This is a genomic window from Paenibacillus sp. CAU 1782 (genome assembly GCF_054551715.1).
This window is the reverse complement of record NZ_JBTOLL010000012.1, coordinates 56912-75126: the sequence shown is the minus strand read 5'-3', so window position 1 is coordinate 75126 and position 18215 is coordinate 56912. Positions and strand designations below refer to the sequence as shown.

At 50.4% G+C, this 18215-nt stretch carries 15 protein-coding genes and 1 pseudogene; 7 read left to right on the top strand and 9 right to left on the bottom strand.

All coding sequences use genetic code 11. The annotated features are described in order from the left end of the window. Positions 1 to 289: 289 nt before the first annotated feature. The 3 genes and pseudogenes from ACX93W_RS20000 to ACX93W_RS19990 form a co-directional block, all read right to left on the bottom strand. On the bottom strand, positions 290 to 1972 hold the full coding sequence (locus ACX93W_RS20000) for an alpha/beta hydrolase family protein (protein ID WP_459394145.1): 1683 nt from the start codon (positions 1970 to 1972) through the stop codon (positions 290 to 292). A gap of 69 nt (positions 1973 to 2041) precedes the next feature. Beyond that, positions 2042 to 2692 carry an SdpI family protein gene (locus tag ACX93W_RS19995; RefSeq protein WP_459394144.1) on the bottom strand — a complete coding sequence of 217 codons (651 nt, stop codon included), beginning with the start codon at positions 2690 to 2692 and terminating at the stop codon, positions 2042 to 2044. Continuing rightward, positions 2682 to 2969: pseudogene (locus ACX93W_RS19990) on the bottom strand (autorepressor SdpR family transcription factor); the annotation flags it as partial. The pseudogene ACX93W_RS19990 and the gene ACX93W_RS19995, both read right to left, overlap by 11 nt. 255 nt (positions 2970 to 3224) lie before the next feature. Here ACX93W_RS19990 and ACX93W_RS19985 point away from each other — a divergent pair. Beyond that, positions 3225 to 3785, top strand: coding sequence for a sigma-70 family RNA polymerase sigma factor (locus ACX93W_RS19985; protein ID WP_459394143.1), 561 nt, complete (start codon positions 3225 to 3227; stop codon positions 3783 to 3785). Then, the gene (locus tag ACX93W_RS19980) at positions 3772 to 4578 is read left to right on the top strand and encodes a DUF4367 domain-containing protein (protein ID WP_459394142.1); all 807 of its coding nucleotides are present in this window, start codon (positions 3772 to 3774) and stop codon (positions 4576 to 4578) included. The genes ACX93W_RS19985 and ACX93W_RS19980 overlap by 14 nt, the downstream gene beginning before the upstream one ends. A 106-nt stretch (positions 4579 to 4684) precedes the next feature. Here the strand turns inward: ACX93W_RS19980 and ACX93W_RS19975 are convergent, their stop codons facing one another. The 5 genes from ACX93W_RS19975 to ACX93W_RS19955 all read right to left on the bottom strand — a co-directional run bounded on the left by ACX93W_RS19975 (position 4685) and on the right by ACX93W_RS19955 (position 9843). Next, a complete protein-coding gene (locus ACX93W_RS19975) occupies positions 4685 to 5797 on the bottom strand; it encodes a GerAB/ArcD/ProY family transporter (RefSeq protein ID WP_459394141.1) in 1113 nt (370 codons plus the stop codon). Positions 5798 to 5819: 22 nt separating this feature from the next. Further along, positions 5820 to 6047, bottom strand: coding sequence for a hypothetical protein (locus tag ACX93W_RS19970; protein ID WP_459394140.1), 228 nt, complete (start codon positions 6045 to 6047; stop codon positions 5820 to 5822). A gap of 12 nt (positions 6048 to 6059) precedes the next feature. Beyond that, positions 6060 to 7268, bottom strand: coding sequence for a Ger(x)C family spore germination protein (locus ACX93W_RS19965; RefSeq protein ID WP_459394139.1), 1209 nt, complete (start codon positions 7266 to 7268; stop codon positions 6060 to 6062). After that, complete coding sequence (locus ACX93W_RS19960; protein ID WP_459394138.1) at positions 7265 to 8803, bottom strand: spore germination protein; 1539 nt, start codon at positions 8801 to 8803, stop codon at positions 7265 to 7267. Before ACX93W_RS19960 ends, ACX93W_RS19965 begins: the two co-directional genes overlap by 4 nt. Positions 8804 to 8943: 140 nt before the next feature. Further along, positions 8944 to 9843: a TIGR01777 family oxidoreductase gene (locus ACX93W_RS19955; protein WP_459394137.1), complete on the bottom strand. Its 900-nt coding sequence runs from the start codon at positions 9841 to 9843 to the stop codon at positions 8944 to 8946. A 237-nt stretch (positions 9844 to 10080) separates the two neighbouring features. Here ACX93W_RS19955 and ACX93W_RS19950 point away from each other — a divergent pair, with 237 nt between their 5' ends. Further along, on the top strand, positions 10081 to 10587 hold the full coding sequence (locus ACX93W_RS19950; RefSeq protein ID WP_459394136.1) for a CYTH domain-containing protein: 507 nt from the start codon (positions 10081 to 10083) through the stop codon (positions 10585 to 10587). A 5-nt stretch (positions 10588 to 10592) separates the two neighbouring features. Next, on the top strand, positions 10593 to 11363 hold the full coding sequence (locus ACX93W_RS19945) for an AAA family ATPase (RefSeq protein ID WP_459394135.1): 771 nt from the start codon (positions 10593 to 10595) through the stop codon (positions 11361 to 11363). A 6-nt stretch (positions 11364 to 11369) separates the two neighbouring features. On the opposite strand, the gene ACX93W_RS19940 is transcribed toward ACX93W_RS19945, so the two are convergent. Further along, entirely contained in the window at positions 11370 to 12758 is a 1389-nt protein-coding gene (locus ACX93W_RS19940; protein ID WP_459394134.1) for a DUF5808 domain-containing protein, read from the bottom strand. A gap of 92 nt (positions 12759 to 12850) precedes the next feature. Here ACX93W_RS19940 and ACX93W_RS19935 point away from each other — a divergent pair, with 92 nt between their 5' ends. From ACX93W_RS19935 to ACX93W_RS19925, 3 genes are read left to right on the top strand one after another with little or no spacing between them, the layout of a single operon-like run. After that, positions 12851 to 13834: a Gfo/Idh/MocA family protein gene (locus tag ACX93W_RS19935; RefSeq protein ID WP_459394133.1), complete on the top strand. Its 984-nt coding sequence runs from the start codon at positions 12851 to 12853 to the stop codon at positions 13832 to 13834. Between the two features lie 18 nt (positions 13835 to 13852). Continuing rightward, positions 13853 to 16954: an ATP-binding protein gene (locus ACX93W_RS19930; RefSeq protein ID WP_459394132.1), complete on the top strand. Its 3102-nt coding sequence runs from the start codon at positions 13853 to 13855 to the stop codon at positions 16952 to 16954. Then, a complete protein-coding gene (locus tag ACX93W_RS19925) occupies positions 16954 to 18102 on the top strand; it encodes a response regulator (protein WP_459394131.1) in 1149 nt (382 codons plus the stop codon). The genes ACX93W_RS19930 and ACX93W_RS19925 overlap by 1 nt, the downstream gene beginning before the upstream one ends. The last annotated feature ends 113 nt before the right edge of the window (positions 18103 to 18215 follow it).

Genomic DNA, 18215 nt, shown 5'->3' with positions numbered 1-18215 from the left:
CAAAAAGTCAAACGCTCTAACGGACACGGAAGTCCGTTAGAGGCGTAAAACGCAGATTTTGAAATGCTAACGGACATCATTGTCCGTTAGAGCCCCAAAATGGGTATGTATTGGATGATCTTCACTGTAACGGACATCCATGTCCGTTACAAACGCAAAAAGCAAAAAAATAAGCGCTAACGGACACGAATGTCCGTTAGCGCTTATTTTTTAATTGAATCAGATACGTGGATCGGCTTTTTGGACAGCCCCTTTAACAGAGGGTCCAACCGATTAAATATAGGTGGATTTATTTGGTAGTGCTGTTTTTAACCCAATTGCCGATGTCGTTGATGACTTCGAACGGAATGTTGCCCGGCTTGAGGTATTCATTTGGCGTGCTCATGGCACCCTCGCCTTCGGTATAAAAGTGATTGAGTTTTGGATACAGCCGATAAGTTACGTCATTGCGATCTTTCAAATTGTCCTTCCAGATATCAAGCTGTTCCGGCATAACTTGATAATCGCGCCCTCCCTGCAGGATCAGCATTTTCCCTGTCTGGTCCTTTGCCATTTCAGCTGGCTCATAGCCGCGCAGGTCCATAAACCAATATCCGAGCGAATATTCTTTGGGAGGATTGGCCGTGGAAAAGTTAGGGTCCTTCAAGATGGCAAACTGCCCTTTATAGAATTCCAACGATTGTGGGGGCATCTGGTTCAAATCTACGAGATAAGAAAATTGCTTTTCCATTAGGTCAAAAAAGGATCCGCCTGGTGCTGACATTAGAACTGTTCCGGCAATTTGCTTATCTTCATCTGCTTCCACAAGGCGCGGCATCATAAAACCTCCTTGACTGTGTCCCAGTACATAAATCTGTTCCGGATCGATGCCTTCCGTGTTGCTCATTTGTTTGACGGCAGTAAGGGCATCGTCAAGCGCTTCTTCTTTCATCGTTAGATTTGGCAAAAGACTAAGCTGCGCTGAATATTCAAGGCTGCGTTTTTCGTAACGCAGAACGGCAATTCCTTGTGACGCCAAGCCTGCTGCAAGATCGCTGAATGGCTTCAGCGCGCCAAGCCACTCATCGCGGTCATTCGGCCCCGATCCGTGAACGAGCACAACTACAGGATGCGGACCCTCGCCTGTCGGCAACGTCAGTGTGCCAGGCAAAGCCCAGCGACCTTCACCGACCATAACTTCTTTTTCGGTATAGGCCTGCGGATTTGCATAGCTTGGCAATTTGTAGCCTTCTAGCTTCGTTGCCGCGGAAAGATCGAGCAAAAAGTCATCGATCTCTCTTCCGTGATTAAATCTAAGGACGAATGGTATTTCACCTTTTTCAAAAGCGAGCGCGAGCCTCACATTTTCATGTACGATAGTTTTATCGGTTGAGAGGTTGGTAATGCCTTTAAAGTTTCCAAGTTGACCTGTTGCGTTTCTAAAAAAATAGTTGATACGCTCCGCCGTAGCAACTGACCCAAGATTGGCGCTAAAATACTGTGTCGAACTGATAGTCGAAGAGCCCAAAGCAGAGGCAATAAAAGCTGTCGCTTTGCTAGTGAGATCCATCTTGTCAACGATGATGGCTTGGGATTGTTCATCCCAACCTATTGTGATGCCGAGCGCTTCATTAAGAGCATGAAGTGTAATATGGGTTCGTTTTTCAATGAGCTGCGCTGCCGATGGCATTGTGATCGCCTTGCCGTCGCTTACGGCTTTATTGCTCCCTATTTTCAAGGATAATGTATGTCCGAGATACTTGACGCTTACAGTCGAGCTGGTTTCGTCCCACAACACTTCTCCGCCTAACATTTCGACAACTGCACGTAAGGGTACGATTTGCTCTGAACGGTCAGCATCAATTTGGACATTTGAAGCTGGAGTAACCACCTGATTATTAATTGACGCAGCACTTGAGATGGTCGGAAGACTGATGGACAAGGCCAGTATTGCCGAGATTGCTTTTAAGGGAATGGTTGGATTAGTTCTCAATTGTGTATACCTCCATAATTTAAATTTGAAATTTGAACGCCACTTTCCGATCTTGTATATAAAATGATCTCATCGGAGCTTCCGACTTATTGCATAAGAATACAATGTCGGGATTATGATCAACACTAAAAATGCGAATAAAATAATCCATAAAGGTTTTTCGAAAAATAATGAAATAAGCATTAGAATTCCTGAGACTATAAAGACAGGTCCGCCAAAACGATGGGTGCGTCTCCATACATCTTCGTTCGCAAGCGTCCAGGGTGTTCGAAAGCCGATGAAATAATTGTAACGAATGCGTCCTGTTATGTTTCCGATAAAGATGAGAAAAACTCCTAACACAGGAATACCCCATCGTTCCATCGTGATCGTATAGCCTATGTTATACAAAATAGTAAGTATGAACAAAACACTCAATAAAACCGTTATTAAAAGGCGAATCATTTCGAAAGTATCTTCAAATTTAAGATAGTTAAATCGTTTTGGATCTATTTGACGTGTTATTTTAAACAACAGCGGAAACCCTATTGTAAAAAAACAAATCAATGGTAAATACAACTTTTTCATAATGAAGCCGTTTCCTTCACCATTGAATAAATTAAAATGAATAGCCACTTGCTCCGGCAAACTCGAGTAATAAATGAAGCCAATAATAAGCGGGACTAAACCGATCAAAAACAACAATATATCCCGCCGTCCCAATTTAAGCTTACTTATCATGTTCAAAACCCTCTTTCCGAACCTTGTCTGAAAACATTTCCAAAAACCATCCCATGACTTCATGCACTACAGTAGTATTCAATGAGTAAATGATGTTTTGGCCATTACGTTCATCCAAAATGAGTTTAGCATTTTTTAAAGTGCTTAAATGATGTGAAATACTTGGCTTCGTCATACTAAATTGTTCGGCAATTTCTCCTGCTGTCAAATCCCTCTCTCGTAACAAACTAATAATTTTACGTCGGGTAGGGTCAGATAAAGCTTTAAATGCATCGTTCGTTGTTGTTCACCTCATTCCTTCCTCATTTAGATGATTGTCTAATTATCTAATAGTAGCATTGTTACTACCATTATTCAAGCTTCAAACGTCTAGGGCGTGTCTGAAAACTCACTCAAATGCATCTATCACCGCCTTTTTGCCCCCTGCTGAGTTTTCAGACACGCTCTAATGATTTGTATGTTGAGATTTTTTTGTTTTTCATGAAGCGAAATGCCGGGTTGGGGAGTCTAATTAACAGGAGGTGGTTGAGGGATGAAGGAGCCGGCCGGCCCAATCGTACAGGAAAGCTTTCCGAAGCATCCGGATGACGCACTTGAAATGATGATGACGCAATACGGAACAACTGTGCTTCGTTCCGCTTATTTCTATACGGGTGATCGGCATCTTGCCGAAGATATGAGCCAGGAGGCCTTTTTGCGGGCTTATCGGGGCTGGCCCAAGTTTCGGGGAACCAGCTCGGTCAAAACGTGGCTAATCAAAATAACGATAAATGTATGCCGGGACAGATTGGGACTGAAAATGTCGGGAGAAGAACCTACCGATCCGCAGACGCTGGAGGCAACCCGCAGCTTTCATGTTGAAGAGGAAGCGCTGAACAAGCTCGCGCGCAGCGAATTGCTGCAGCATGTCATGAAGCTGCCGATGGCTTTTCAGGAAGCGTTATACCTGTACTACTATCTGGACATGAGCACCAAGGAGATGGCGGAAAGCCTTGCGCTGCCGGAAGGCACTGTTCGTGGCAGATTGCACAGGGCGAGGGAGCAGCTAGGGATTTTGCTAACCAGGGAGGAGAGGAACCATGAAGGAGCTTGAACAGCGATTGAGGGAGCAATACAAGGAGGAAAGTGACAACTATCTTTTTGGCGATATGGCTATGGACGATAAATTGAAACAAAGCATCAGAGAAAAAGCAGGAATAAAAGGAGGAAGCATTATGACAAAAATACAGGGGAACAGCATCAATCAAAAGGCCAATAACGACAGTAGAGAAACCCGTCGAGGATCGTTTATGACTCGCAACAGATGGATATCCGGCATTGCGGCCGCAGCGCTGGTTGTTACAGTGGCGATCTCCGCACCGCAGTTATTCCCGGGAGACGGCAATGGTTCAACGGTCGTTCAAAATCCGGGCACGGGTCAAAATACGATTTCGAACCCTGGGGACGGCGGCAGCGTGACGACACCGGGCGACGGAGCGTCGGGCGGATCAAGCCTGTCTCCGCTTGTTACGGTAGAGGTGGGATCGACGGAGGAAGCCAAAACATTATTCGGAAGCGATCTGCTTGCGCCTTCGTTTGTGCCGGAAGGCTTTCAATTATCCAAAATCGAAGCTACAGGCATGAAGGAAGGAGAGAACACAGCGGTAACGCGGATCGTTTATATCTACAAGGCAGGCGAGCAGGAATTTACGTTTATGGTTGACCGTGCGGATGCTGTCATCCCGATGGAGTTTTTTAGCGATACCGAAGTCGCGGGAGCGGAAGCCTATGTGTTCGCACAGCCTAACATGACGGAGCTCTACTGGAAAAACGGCGGTCTGCAATTCAGCGTCGTAGGCAGCATTAGCGAGGAAGCGTCTCTGGCCGTAGCGGAGTCGCTGCAATAGCGGCAACGCCGCGATAGCCTGGCCGCAGCACGGCTACAAGCGACAGCGGAATCGCTGCAATAACCGTACTGCTGCATCTACTATACGCGTCAAGCTGGACCGGGGCTCATGTTGCTCCGGTCTTTTTTCGCCGGCGGGATTTGAAAAGGTGGAGCAGATAAACCAATCCGATCAGCACGATGAGATTGGTGATGGACCAGAGCGACCAAGGCGGGGCCAGAGAGTTGAGAAAAACGATATCCGGAGCCATAATATAGGAAAAACCAAACATCAGGAAGCCGACGGGTATAATAAACGCGCGGCCGTTCCGCAGCCTGAACAGCTGCAGGATTGCCTTTTTGGCGGCGTAAATGATAATAACGCATTTGAAAAAGGTGGACATGACATAACTGATGACCAGAATAAACTCCAGCCGCTGCAGAAAATCGCCAATGCTTATTTTTTTGGCCATTGTATAGGTAGGGTAAAGCTGTTGCTCGGTCAAATAAGCGCCGAGAGACAGCAGGGACAGCGTCACCAGCAAAATAATGACCAGGCCGCCCCACATAACGGCGTGCATATAATGCTTGAACATGCGCTCTTCCTTTTTCACTGCGGGAAATATCATCAGAAAAGCCGTCATTTCCCCATAGGGGAAAGCGGACATCATTAGAGTCCCCCTGGCAAATTCCGCAGGCGTATGATTGAGCACCGGGAGCAAATTGCTAAATTCAAGCTCGCCAAAAAGCAGGGCAAACAGCAGCACGGACAAGCCGACGAACAACAGGAAAAACACCTGCGCGGTGAGCGAGATGGCCTCCAAACCGGCAAACAGGGCGATAACCACCGTGGCTGAAAAAATAAACAGGATCACGCGCATCGGCGTCTCCATCATAATTTGGGTTGTGACAAACTGTCCGATTGCTCTTACCTCCGCGGATGCGGCGGAAACCATGTGCACAATAAAAAACAGCGACAGCAATCCGCCGATCCATTTGCCCGCAACCTCCCGATGGATGTCTACAAGCGTTTTTCCCGGAAAACGCATGCCGAACCAGAAAATAAACGCCGCTAGTCCCCACCCCGCCGCGCTGCCGATGATTGCGGCAATCCATGCATCCTGATGCACGATGCTGGCGGCCAGAGATGGAAGAAACCATGCGATATCCCCAACGATAAAGAAAATAACCAGCACTTTCAACTGGCGTACCGACATAAACGGCATTATCTTTGAAGTCATGTCTAATCAATCCCCCTGAATGCTAGTTCATGCCGAAAAGCTTGATTGCGGGAGCGTATGCGGCTTTCAGCAGAATAAAGGGGCTGGGAAGCGTGATTACATTAAAGGTACAGATGCTGAACCAGCACCCCAGCGACATCAAAACCGTATAGATGGCCGCTTCTTTAAACCATCGCTTTTGGAAAAGAGTCAAGCCTTCCGCCAGAAACGGAACAAGAATGATCCCCAGCGTTATCAAAATGCCGAACAAGGCAGACACCCCTTACTTTTTCAGGTGGTTAATGAAAGAATCGCGAGTAGTGCCGATTTTGTGGATCTGGCACTTGACATCGTACTCAATCTTCAGATTGGGCCAATATTTTGTTGCCCATTCGCTTTTCATTTTTTTCCATTGATTCGGATGGCTCTGATAAACCTTTTGCCCAAAGCCAAATACATCAAAATCAAAGTTATCCTGTGCGTAGGCGATGGTGTGCTCAATAATCTTCTGAAGTCGTTCCCCGGCCTGATGCTCCAAATCAGTTATGGTTGCGGGATCTGACAGGTTGATTTTGCATTCCGTGTCGGCAACGGTGTTAATGTTAGTGATCTTGATGGAAATCAGCGGTTCTCCGTCAACGACATCCGCTTTTACGACCGTCTGATTCCTCAGCGTTTCCAGCCCGATCAACCCGCCGGAAGGACAGTTCAAATGGCCGGCGGAGCTTTTTACATTATCAAGGATGTAGTTGTAACCCCTGCTTTTGGTTTCGTCCAGCCAGCCCGCCAGCTTGTCCCCCGAGAATACGGCAAGTCCCGTGAAGCGCACCGTCGCATCGGGCTTGACTTGCTGGACGTTGGAGATTTTTTTGCCTTGTTCCTTATTGCCGATAAGCTGAACGCCCGTTAATACGGGATTGCGCCCCTCCGAAACCAATTGCTCAATTAATTCCTCAATCGTTACGGTCGTGGTAGGCGACCAGTTTTTGGCGGAGGTGTCCAGCGAATAAAATAGATTTTCGGCAGGGATACGCTCCATCGAGGTCAGGGTTTCCAATATGCTGACCGCGGAGCTATGCCTTGCCACCATCAAATAAAAGTCGGTGCGGGTTTCGGGATTCCGCGAGAACAAATCCAATACTTCGGCAATGCCCTCCTTCGCCAGATTTTCATCGATGATCAACACCCGCAGATGCGCGGAATAGATTTTGCGGGAGCTGCTCTCCGTCATTTTGCGGAAAGCCTCTATCATCGTAGGAGCCGTTGCTTGAAAAAGGGTGACGGGAGACATGCCGCTGCTTGTTGTTTTGGCGGAAACCTCGCTGGGAATGACGACTTGGGAGGCTACCCGGTATTGCTTGCCCTCCTTGTCGATGGAGGTGGCAAGCTGAATCGCCAGCTCATTCAGTTCCTTGCGGTTCCAGCAGCCGCTGGTCAGCAGCATACAGCAGCCCAATACGAGAACGGAAGCGATGCATCTTCGCAGAATCATGAGTCTGCGCCTCCTTCACCGTCTCTTGCGGGCCAATGACGCGGCTTTTGGCGGAAGCGATTGAGCTTGCCGGTCGCAGAAGGCCGCGTTTTCATCCATAGCCAAGGCACCCGGAAAATGCCATCCTTCTGATCGCGCCAGTTAAAAGGGGCGAAGGTATGCAAATAATGAACGCCAAACGATTTGAGCGTTCCGAGGTGAAGGACGATAATGATCATGCCAAGCAAAATGCCCAACAGCCCAAAAGAAGCGGACAGCCCCATCAGCGGAAAGCGCAAAATACGTACGGCAATCGAAAAATTGACCGCCGGTATCACAAAGCTTGAGATCGCTGTTATGGATACGATAATAACCATGGCAGCGGAGACAATTCCGGCATCGACGGCTGCTTGACCGATTACGAGCGTGCCGACAATAGAGACGGCTTGGCCAACTGTTTTGGGCATGCGGACGCCGGCTTCCCGCAAAATTTCAAATGTAATTTCCATCAGCACCGCTTCCACAAAGGCGGGGAACGGGACCCCTTCACGCTGAGCGGCCAAATTGATCAGCAAGCCGGTTGGAAGCATTTCCTGGTGAAAGGTGGTAATGGCTATATAGATCGAGGGCGCAAGCATGGCGATAAAGAAGGAAATATAGCGCAGCATTCGAAGCAGCGTACTAATATCCGCCCGTTGGTAATAATCCTCGGAGGATTGGAAAAATTGGACGAACAAAGCCGGCACAAGCAGCACAAACGGCGTTCCGTCCACCAGAATGGCGACCTTACCTTCCAATAGCCCTGCGGCAATGGTATCGGGCCGCTCCGTATTGTAGATTAACGGGAAAGGCGTATAGATTTTATCCTGAATGAAGCTTTCAATATATCCGCTTTCCAAAATGCCGTCGATTTCAATTCGGTTCAACCGCTGCATAACCTCGTCGACGATATGCTGCTCGGCGAGGCCTTCTATATGCAGAACGGCAACGTTGGTTTGCGTAACGTCGCCAATTTTCAACTCGTGCACCCACAACCTGGGATCTTTGATTTTGCGGCGGATCAACGTTGTATTGGTGCGGATATTTTCGGTAAAAGCCTCCATGGGGCCGCGAACGACGGATTGGGAGGTGGGTTCGCTGACGCTGCGGTCTTTCCAGCCGACAGCGGTGATTGACAGGCATTCCGTACTGCCGTCCAGCAGAAGAATGATGCCTCCCGATAGCAGTGAATTGTAGATTTCATTGTGTTGGTTCAAAATATCCGTATGGCCTGCGGTAATAACCTTGTGAATTAAAAAGGAAACGGGGTTTTCGTCTATTTCGGAAGTGTCGTCGCATTTAATATGCAGGAAATCCTGAATAGCGTGATGGATGGCAACGCTATCGGACAAACCGTCAACATAAAGCATGGCTCCGCGCCAGCCCAGATTGTTGGACAGCTGCTTGATGATCAGGTCCGAGCTGCCTCCCATTCCATGCTGAAGCACGTCCAAATTATTTTTTAAGTCAGGCTGAAGCGTTCCGTTGCTGGCTTGAGGCTTATCTGTCTTAGGCACGCCGCATCCCCCTTTCCATCCCTAAGCTCCCTATGTATCATCTCCGGCTGCCAAGTTTTTCATTCGCAGGGAGGAGATGCAGGCATAGGAAAAGGGGGGGCGGCAAATCAAGGCTATAACAGGACAGCAGCGGGATATGGCTATGGGAGCAGGCAATCCTGCAATGCAGTTTCAAGTGAGGAATAGTGGAATTCAAAGCCGCTGTTGCTCAGCTTCTCTGGCAGGACGGCTTGTCCTTCAAGCGCCATTACGCTCATTTCGCCTAAAAGAAGCTTTATTGCAAAAGCGGGAGCGGGGAAATAATGCGGTTTGCCCAGCACTTTGCCGATGGTTTGGCCAAATGCTTTCATCGTTATAGGTTTGGGCGAAGTAAAATTGACGGGGCCCTGAAGCGAAGAATCGCCAATGCAATGCAACATGGCTCTGACGACATCCTGAACATGAATCCAGGAAACGATCTGTCTGCCGCTGCCCAACGTCCCGCCAAAACCAAGCTTGTACGGGAGCGCCATGCGGGGAAGCGCGCCTTCGCCTCGGCCAAGCACAACGCCAAATCGCATCAGAACGGTTCGAACGCCGGCTCCGTCGGCCTCGGCCTCCCATTGGCAAACGACTTGCGAAAGAAAGTCCGAAGGCTGGACTTGATTTTTTTCGGTAAACGTTTGGCGTGTCGACGTGCCGTAATAACCAACCGCGCTGGCATTCAGCAATACGGCAGGTTTATGGTTCAAACTTCTAATGATGCGTTTGATCTCGTCCGTTGCATGCAGCCGGCTTTCCAGCATCCGGCTTTTGCGGGCGGGAGTCCATCTTCCGCTGCTGAGGGATTCTCCGGCTAAATTGATAATGGCATTCATGCCTTCAAGTCGGCTCTCCGGCTGATCGCTTTCGCCTAGCCATTGTATGTATTCCACATTTTTTTTGGTAGTCGCAGAAGCAGTGCTACGGGTCAAAATATAGACCTGATGGCCGTGCTTCAGAAGCTCTTCTGTTATCGCCTCTCCAATAAATCCGCTGCCTCCGGCAATGGCTATCTTCATCCGTGACACCCTCCCTGTTGTGAATACCTCTATTATAGGCCAATCTCCGACCGGCGGACAAATTTGTTTTTGGCGTCGGGCTGCCGTAAGGGCTTGCTTCCTGTCTGCGATTTTGGTAGCGTTGGATGAAAGCCATTTTACCGCTCCCTTGGGACATGTATGCAAACCCGCTTAGGGGCAGTTGCATACACGCCTTAGCTTGGGAAGCCTATCATCATGCAGGAGGAAGCATATCCTATGGCATTGGAAATCGAACGTAAATTTTTGCTGGCGGAAAGACCGGAGGCATTAATTCAAGAGGGTAAAATAAAGGTTCTGCATACCCAGAATATCTGGCAGACCTATTTGGCAATTGACGATACGCAGGAGCTGCGGGTTCGCAAATTGAAGAATGAGGACACGGGAGCCGTCTCTTATACGCATACATTCAAAAACGGCAATGGCGTGCAGCGGGAGGAAATCGAATACGAGATTACGGAAGGCATTTACGAGCAGGTAGTCAAGGCGTTTGGTTTTGTGCCGTTGACAAAGTCCAGAATAACCGCGGACTGGGACGGACGAACAATCGAAATCGACGTTTATGACCAGATTCATCTGTCCGTGCTGGAGGTTGAGTTCCAGTCGCTGGAGGAAGCCAATACGTTTGAGGCGCCGCTTTGGTTCGGCGAGGATATCAGCACGCAGAAGCAATACAGCAACAAGACGGTATGGAAAAAGCTGCAAGGCGATAAGTGGACTGAATAGCGCTTATGACGATCTATGAGCGCGGGGCGTTTTTGCGGAGGATGGAGCTGCTGCGTGATGATGTTGATTCATGGGAGGCGTATCCATTCCATATTGAAGCCGTTCGGCAGCTGGAGGAGCTTGCGTTTCATCCCAAGGTGACGTTTCTGATCGGCGAAAACGGCAGCGGCAAATCGACTATTATGGAAGGGATCGCGGTAGCGCTGGGCTTTAACGCCGAAGGCGGCACCATTAATTTTTCGTTTCAGACCGAGGAGTCGCATTCCGAGCTTTATCGCTATTTGCGACCCGTGAGGGGGCCGCAGCGGCCAAGGGACGGCTTTTTCTTCCGTGCGGAAAGCTACTACAATCTGGCTACCAATATTGATCAGATGGACCGCGAGCCGTCGTTTGGATCGCCGATTTCCCATTCTTATGGCGGAAAGTCGCTTCATCAGCAATCCCATGGCGAATCTTTTTTTGCAACGTTTCTTCACCGCTTTGGCGGAAAAGGGCTGTACATTATGGACGAGCCCGAAGCCGCGTTATCTCCGACCCGCCAGCTTTCCATGCTGGGCCGCATCCATGAGCTCGTGAACCAGCATTCCCAATTTATTATTGCCACCCATTCCCCCATCCTGATGGGGTACCCGGATGCCTGGATTTATGAGATCGGCAGGCATGGCGTCAGGCGGGTAGAATGGGAGGAGACGGAGCATTATATCGTCACGCGCCGTTTTCTGGGCAATCGGGAAAAAATGCTGGACGAACTGCTTGACGGGCGGCATGGGCAATAACCGATATTATTCGGGAGGGCTTTCCTTAAAGGCAGCCAGTTCATTATACAATTCCGTTGTCGCCGCGGCCTGATCTTCATTAAAGACAACGTAAAGATCGGGCAGCTTGATGACAATAAACGGCGGCGATTTTTTGAAAACATACAGCTTGGCATCGCCAAGCTCGTTTAAGGAAAAATTCCCTCTGGCATAAAGCGAGGTTGCAACTCCATTGCTGCGAAAGCCGGAGGGCAATTGATCCTCAAGCTTAACTTCAAGCATGTCCTCCAGGCTAAAGCTGTATGGGTACTCCGTATTTACAATTGAGGCCGTGCCATCCTCGTTAATGATGAGGGAAGGCGCGACGGCATCGCCGCGCGCAAGCAGGAGCAGAACGGGAATAAGGATAGCCGCCGCCAAGGCCGCGCCCCCGTAAACCAGCAGCTTGCCGCCGCGCGTTGCCATATTGACGGTGGAGCCAATGCCTATCCGTTTGCGAACCAGCATGGAGGCGTCATCCGGGTTGTAGTAAACGAGTCCGTGACGCCAAAACTCATCGTCGTCGCCCAAATAGGCCTTGCCGTTGGTATCGGCATAGCGGTACTCCAGGCCGCGAATTTTATTATTCACCGCAATAATAACGACTAACGGAATTAGCGAAACCATCATGATGCCGCCCATCCAGATGCTGAAATCGCTGGACAACCCATCCCGCAGGACGGCGTAGGCAATGAAGGCGTTGACGGCTTCGAATAGAGCAAGCGCCAGCCACATGACCGACCAGTAGCGTCTCGCCGCGCTGTGAAGAGCGGCGTTTGCCGCCGAACCGCTGTCAGGGCGGCTTCTGCCCTTGCTGAAAACCCGGTACAGCAAGAACATAACCACGGTCATGATGAAGGAAGCCAGACCTGTCAGGCGAAGCAGGCCCTCAGAGCCTACAGCGGAAACAATGATCAGGGCGCACGAAATAAAGGCCGGGAGCAGAAACCAATAAGGAGATATCGGTTTCATTGCAGACAACCGCCCTATTTCCGGCTCTATTGAAATTTCTCTTTTGGACTCTCCGAACCAATTTTTTTCGCGTTTTAGCTTGGAGGCCGAATAATGATAACGCCTGAACAAAATGGACGAGGTATAGAAAGCTCCGATTACCCAAAACAATAAATAAAGATAGGCCAATAATGGCATGTTTGACAGCAGAAGCAGCGGCAAGGCGGCTATCAGAATAGCTGCGCCAAAAATATAATAGGTTCGCCGGTATTGGGTTTGCAGCTGCAGCAGACGTTTGTCCTTGAGCGCTTTTCTGGGCAGGGTCACGCCAAACCAGAGGTCGCCCCGAGGCTTTGATTGGCTGAAGTAAACCGGCAGCACTGCCGCAAGAACAAATATGACGAGCAGCATAATTGGGATGTTCACTAATCTCTTCCTCCTACTGAATAGCAGAGCGTGTGTTCTGCCCCACTATAATACAAGAGATTCCATTTTGTCAAAAAGAGAGGTTAATAGCCATGATACGTTTTGGAGTGGTAGGCACTAATTGGATTACGGACAGATTCCTGGCTGCGGCGCTGCTGCATGAGGACTTTACGCTTGCTGCGGTGTGTTCCCGTTCAGAGGAACGCGGATTGGCATTCGGTAGCAAATATGGCGTCAGCACTGTATTTCGCAGCATAGAGGAGATGGCCGAAAGCGGAGAGGTGGATGCCGTCTACGTCGCCACGCCTAACAGCCTTCATGCCGGCACAGCAATAGCGGCAATGGAGCGCGGCGTCCATGTCCTGTGCGAAAAACCCATTGCATCCAATAGCGGGGAGCTGGCGGACATGCTGGCGTCCGCAAGGAAAAACGGCGTTGCTTTGATGGAGGCCGTTAAGTCAACTCTGATGCCCGGATTTGATGCCGTAAGAGAGCATTTGAACGAGATTGGGCCTGTTCGCCGATATGCTGCAAGCTTCTGCCAATACTCATCGCGCTACGATGCCTATAAGGCGGGAGAGGTATTGAATGCGTTCCGTCCCGAATTATCCAATGGCGCTTTGATGGATATCGGCATCTATTGCATCTATCCTGCGGTCGTTCTGTTTGGCCGGCCGCGATCCGTCAAGGCGACCGGCTTTATGCTGGAATCCGGCGTCGACGGGGAAGGTTCGGTGCTTCTGGAGTACGAAGGAATGGATGCTGTTATGCATTACTCCAAAATTACTCATTCCGCGATGCCTAACGAAATTTTGGGCGAGGACGGAAGCCTCATCATTAACAAGATCAGCGAGCCTTATACGGTTGAGCTTCATCGGCGCGACGGAAACGTCCGGGACTTGAGCCGGACAGCGGTGGAGCACAGCATGTATTACGAGGTGAAGGAGTTTATTGCAATGATTGCCGAAGGGCGGCAGGAGTCGGCAATCAACTCCTGGGAAAATTCCGTCATCTGCATGGAAATTATGGATGAAGTCAGGCGGCAAATCGGCCTTTCGTTCCCGGCGGACAATTGACCATAAAGGGGAATACAGATGCGCTCCATATCGAGAGCGGCGCTCATTATGTTTTGCGGTATTGTGTTGGTGCTGGGGATAGGATTGTCCACGCTTGCGTCTAACCGCCCCGCTGACGAACCGATGCCCAGGGCCAAGGACGGAAAGCTGGACTTGAGCCGCTGGAGCTTCTCGGCAGACGGCAATGTGCGGTTGGACGGGGAGTGGGAATTTTACCGGAATCAGCACCTTGAGCCGGCTGATTTTCAAGCGGGTCGACAGACGGACGGGGCGCTGCGTCAGCCGAGTTTCGTTCAAGTGCCCGACAGATGGGAGCAGTATCAGATCGATGGGCACAATTTGTCGCCGTTTGGCTTCGGAACCTTCCGCCTCAGCGTCAAGCTTCCGGATGATGGGCAGCGAGTTTTTGGCATCAGGCAGATGAATATTAAAACATCCCATACGTTGTACGTAAACGGCCAGCATCTCGGAGGCCGGGGCCATCCGGGAGAAAGCAAGCAGGACACCTTGTCAGCCAACTCGCCCTATGTGCGTTTTTTTTCAACAGAGGACGGTAAGGCGGACATTATTATACAGGTTGCCAACTACCGGTATTTTCAAGGTGGAATTACGCATTCCATCTTGCTTGGCGAACAAGGGGATATCTTGCAGGTTCGGGAATCCGCTGTCGGCAGGGATTGGTTCGGCGCCGCTTCCTTTGTGCTGATGGGCGTCTATTTCAGTGTGCTGTTTCGTATGAGAGGAAATGAGCGTTCATGGCTGTATTTTGGTATGGGCTGCCTTCTGATCACCCTCTATTTCGTGACGCACGGGGAAAAAATTATCACGATGCCGCTGCCGAATATTCCATATGAGCTATTTACCAAACTTCAGGATATTTCGGGCTCTGCGGCCGTTTTCTGCATTCTGCTGTATACACGGCATACGCTGCCGGGCCTGTTCAGCCCAAGGGTGATGAAAGCATTCGGTGTGCTGTTTGCATCGATGATATTGTTCATTGCGGTTACACCGGCAGCCATCTTCACCAGCTTCAGCATTATCAATTTCAGCCTGTCTCTTGCAGCCGTTCTCTACATCGTCTACGTTATGCTCCAAGGGGCGCTGCGCAGGATGGAAGGCACGTTGTATATGCTGGTCAGCGTACTGTCGCAGCTTGTAATGGTTGTGGTGTCCATGCTGGATTTTATAGGTGTGCATGGATTTGTCTCGATGCAAATGACTGCCTGGCTGCTGTTTATTATGGCCCAGGGACTGTTGCTGTCCCAGCGCTTTGTCAGCGCGTTCGAAGCTGTACAGAAACTGTCGCAGCGGCTTGGTTCCATGGATCGGCTGAAGGATGAATTTTTGGCCAATACGTCTCATGAGATGAAGACGCCGCTTCACGGCATCATTAATATCGGCCAATCCTTGCTCGAAGGCGCAGCGGGGCGAATGACGCCGCAACAGGAAGAAAATGTGGCGCTAATCGTCGGGACAGGGAGACGAATGAGCACCCTTGTTGGCGATCTGCTCGATTTTTCCAAATTAAAAAATGGTCACCTGTCGCTCCAGCGTCAACCTGTCGCATTGCGGCCGCTAGTACGCGTCATATTCGAGATGTTCCGCTATGTGGCTGGAGCCAAACCGGTTCGTTTCATTGACCGTCTGGATGGCAGGCACTATGTCGACGCCGATGAAGACCGGCTCATGCAAATCCTGAATAATCTGATTGGCAATGCGCTCAAATTTACCGCGTCCGGCGAAATTGCGGTTGCAGCGCGCGAGGAAGGCGGCTGGCTGGCGATTTCCGTATCGGATACGGGAATAGGCATCCCGCCTGATAAGCTTAAACTCATATTCGAAACCTTCGAGCAGGGCGGCGCCGCGATAGCCCGGGAATACGGAGGGACTGGACTTGGACTTAGCATTGCCAAGCGGCTGGTGGAATTGCATGGCGGAACGATCCGGGCGGAGTCGACGTCAGGAAAGGGTTCAGTATTTACGTTTACGCTGCCGCTCGCAGCCGGAAAACGGAGCGAGGACGCCAGCGCGACTTCGGCAAGATTCGCCCCTTTGCTGGAGACGGCGGCGCTGCAGCAGAAGGCGGCAAACGTAATCAGGCTGGAGGGAAGCAGGCCGGTGACAGTGCTTGTCGTTGATGATGATGCCGCTAATCGCCAGGTGCTGCTTAATCTGTTGTCTGTTGAGCGGTATACGGTCATCGCTGTATCCAACGGAAAGGAAGCGATCCATCAACTGGAGCAGTCGCGCCGCATCGATCTGATGATCGTTGATCTGATGATGCCGGGCATGTCTGGCATTGAGCTATGCCGCAGCATTCGCGATCGATATTCGCTATCCGAGCTGCCGGTGCTGCTGCTGACCGCCAGAAACAGGCCTGAGGAGATGTTTGCGGCTTTTGGCGCAGGCGTTAATGATTTTCTCGGCAAGCCGGTGGAAGCTGGCGAGTTAAAGGTTCGCATTCGCACCTTGCTGGATATGAAGAGATCCGCAAGCGAAGCGATAGATGCCAAAACAGCCTTTTTGCAAGCGCAGATCAAGCCTCATTTTTTATACAATGCGTTGAATACGATCTCTGCCTATTCGCTGGATGATTCGCAGGCCGCAAGAGAGCTGCTGTTTCATTTGAGTCAGTATCTGCGAGGGAGCTTCGACTTTCGAAATTTGGAGCGGCTGGTGCCTCTTCACAAGGAACTGGAGCTGGTAGAGGCTTATTTATATATTGAGAAGGCACGTTTCGGCAACCGGCTGCGGGTTGTGTATGATATAGACAGCGAAGCTGATTGTATGCTGCCGCCGCTTGTTATTCAGCCGCTGGTGGAAAATGCGGTGCAGCATGGTCTGGCCGAACGCGTAGAGGGCGGAACAGTATTTCTGTCTGTGCGCGAACAGGCAAGCGAGGTTGTCATTACGGTGGAGGATGACGGAATAGGCCTGCAGCTATATTTGCATGAGGAGCGGGTTGCAGAGGGCCATGAGGCGCATAATGGCGTAGCTCTCCAAAATATCAGAATGCGGCTAATGAGGATGTATGGCCGCGATCTGGAGCTGGCAAACAGAGCCGGCGGGGGTACGATAGCTGTGGTGAGCATTCCAAAGGGAGAAGGCAGAGATGATTAATGATTAAAGTGATGGCGGTTGATGACGAGCTTCCGGCGCTAAGGATGGCCGAAAGTGTGCTTCGAACATTTCATGATGTCGAACTCTGCGGGCTTTTCAATAACCCCGAAGAATTGCTGAATATTCTGCATACGGTGGAAGCGGATCTGATATTTGTGGATATGAAAATGCCGGCCATGAATGGTCTGGAGCTGGCCGAACGAATCCATCAACTCAGACCGAATATCGGAATTGCCTTCGTTACGGCTTATGACTATTATGCGGTCGATGCATTCGAGTCTGAAGCGTTTGATTATGTGATGAAGCCGATGAATGCGGGGCGCATCCGCAAAACGCTGGACCGTTTCGTCAAGAAGCAGGGAGCGGCCTTGGCCGCCGGGACTGTCGGCAATGCCGCGGCAGTTGCGCTGGCAGAGCGCATCGCCGTACGCAGCTTTGGGCATTTCTATGTGGAGACATCGGAAGGAGATGCGCTGAAGCTGCGTAGAGTCAAGACGGAGGAACTATTTGCGTATCTGATTCATCAGCAGGGCAAGCCGGTCTCAGCGGAGCATATTATGGATGCGCTGTGGGGAGATCGGGACGCCGAAAGGGCCCAATCGATTCTCTATACGACCATATACCAGCTTCGCAAGGGACTGGAGAGCATCGGTTTGTTCGATGTCATCGAGCATTTCCGATCCGGTGGCGGACGCTACCGTCTGTCATGGACGCCGTATCAATGGGATTGCGACGAGTTTGAGCGGGTGCATGCCCGGCTGAGCGCCTCTGTTCCTCTGGATGAAGCCAGAAGCGCGGTGAAACTGTACAGGGATGGTTACCTGACGGAGAACGGCTATGATTGGGCGGAGTCCAGAAGGGCTGAATTGGAATTAAAGTATATCGAGCTGCTGGATTATGTCATTGCGGCGGAAGTCCGGATACAGCGCTTTGAGTTTGCTTTGTCCTATTTGCATCAATGGGAAGCGCATCAACCGTTCGCTGAGCGGCTGCACGCCAAAATTATCGCGCTGCATCTGCTGATGGGCAACAAGGAAGCGGCAGTCATGCACGAGCGAGTGGTGAGAGAGCTGTTCATGAGAGAACTGGGCATGCCGGTTAATCTGGACACTGAAGTCCTTGCTTTGAGTCCGATGTCAGTGTTCTGAATACAAAAAATTAACAAAACGGCCCCCCGTAGAACGGTGGGGCTTATTTGCGTTTGCGTCCAGCAGAGCATCATTAACGGGGGCGTTTTATGCGTGACCTGTTCAAATCCTGT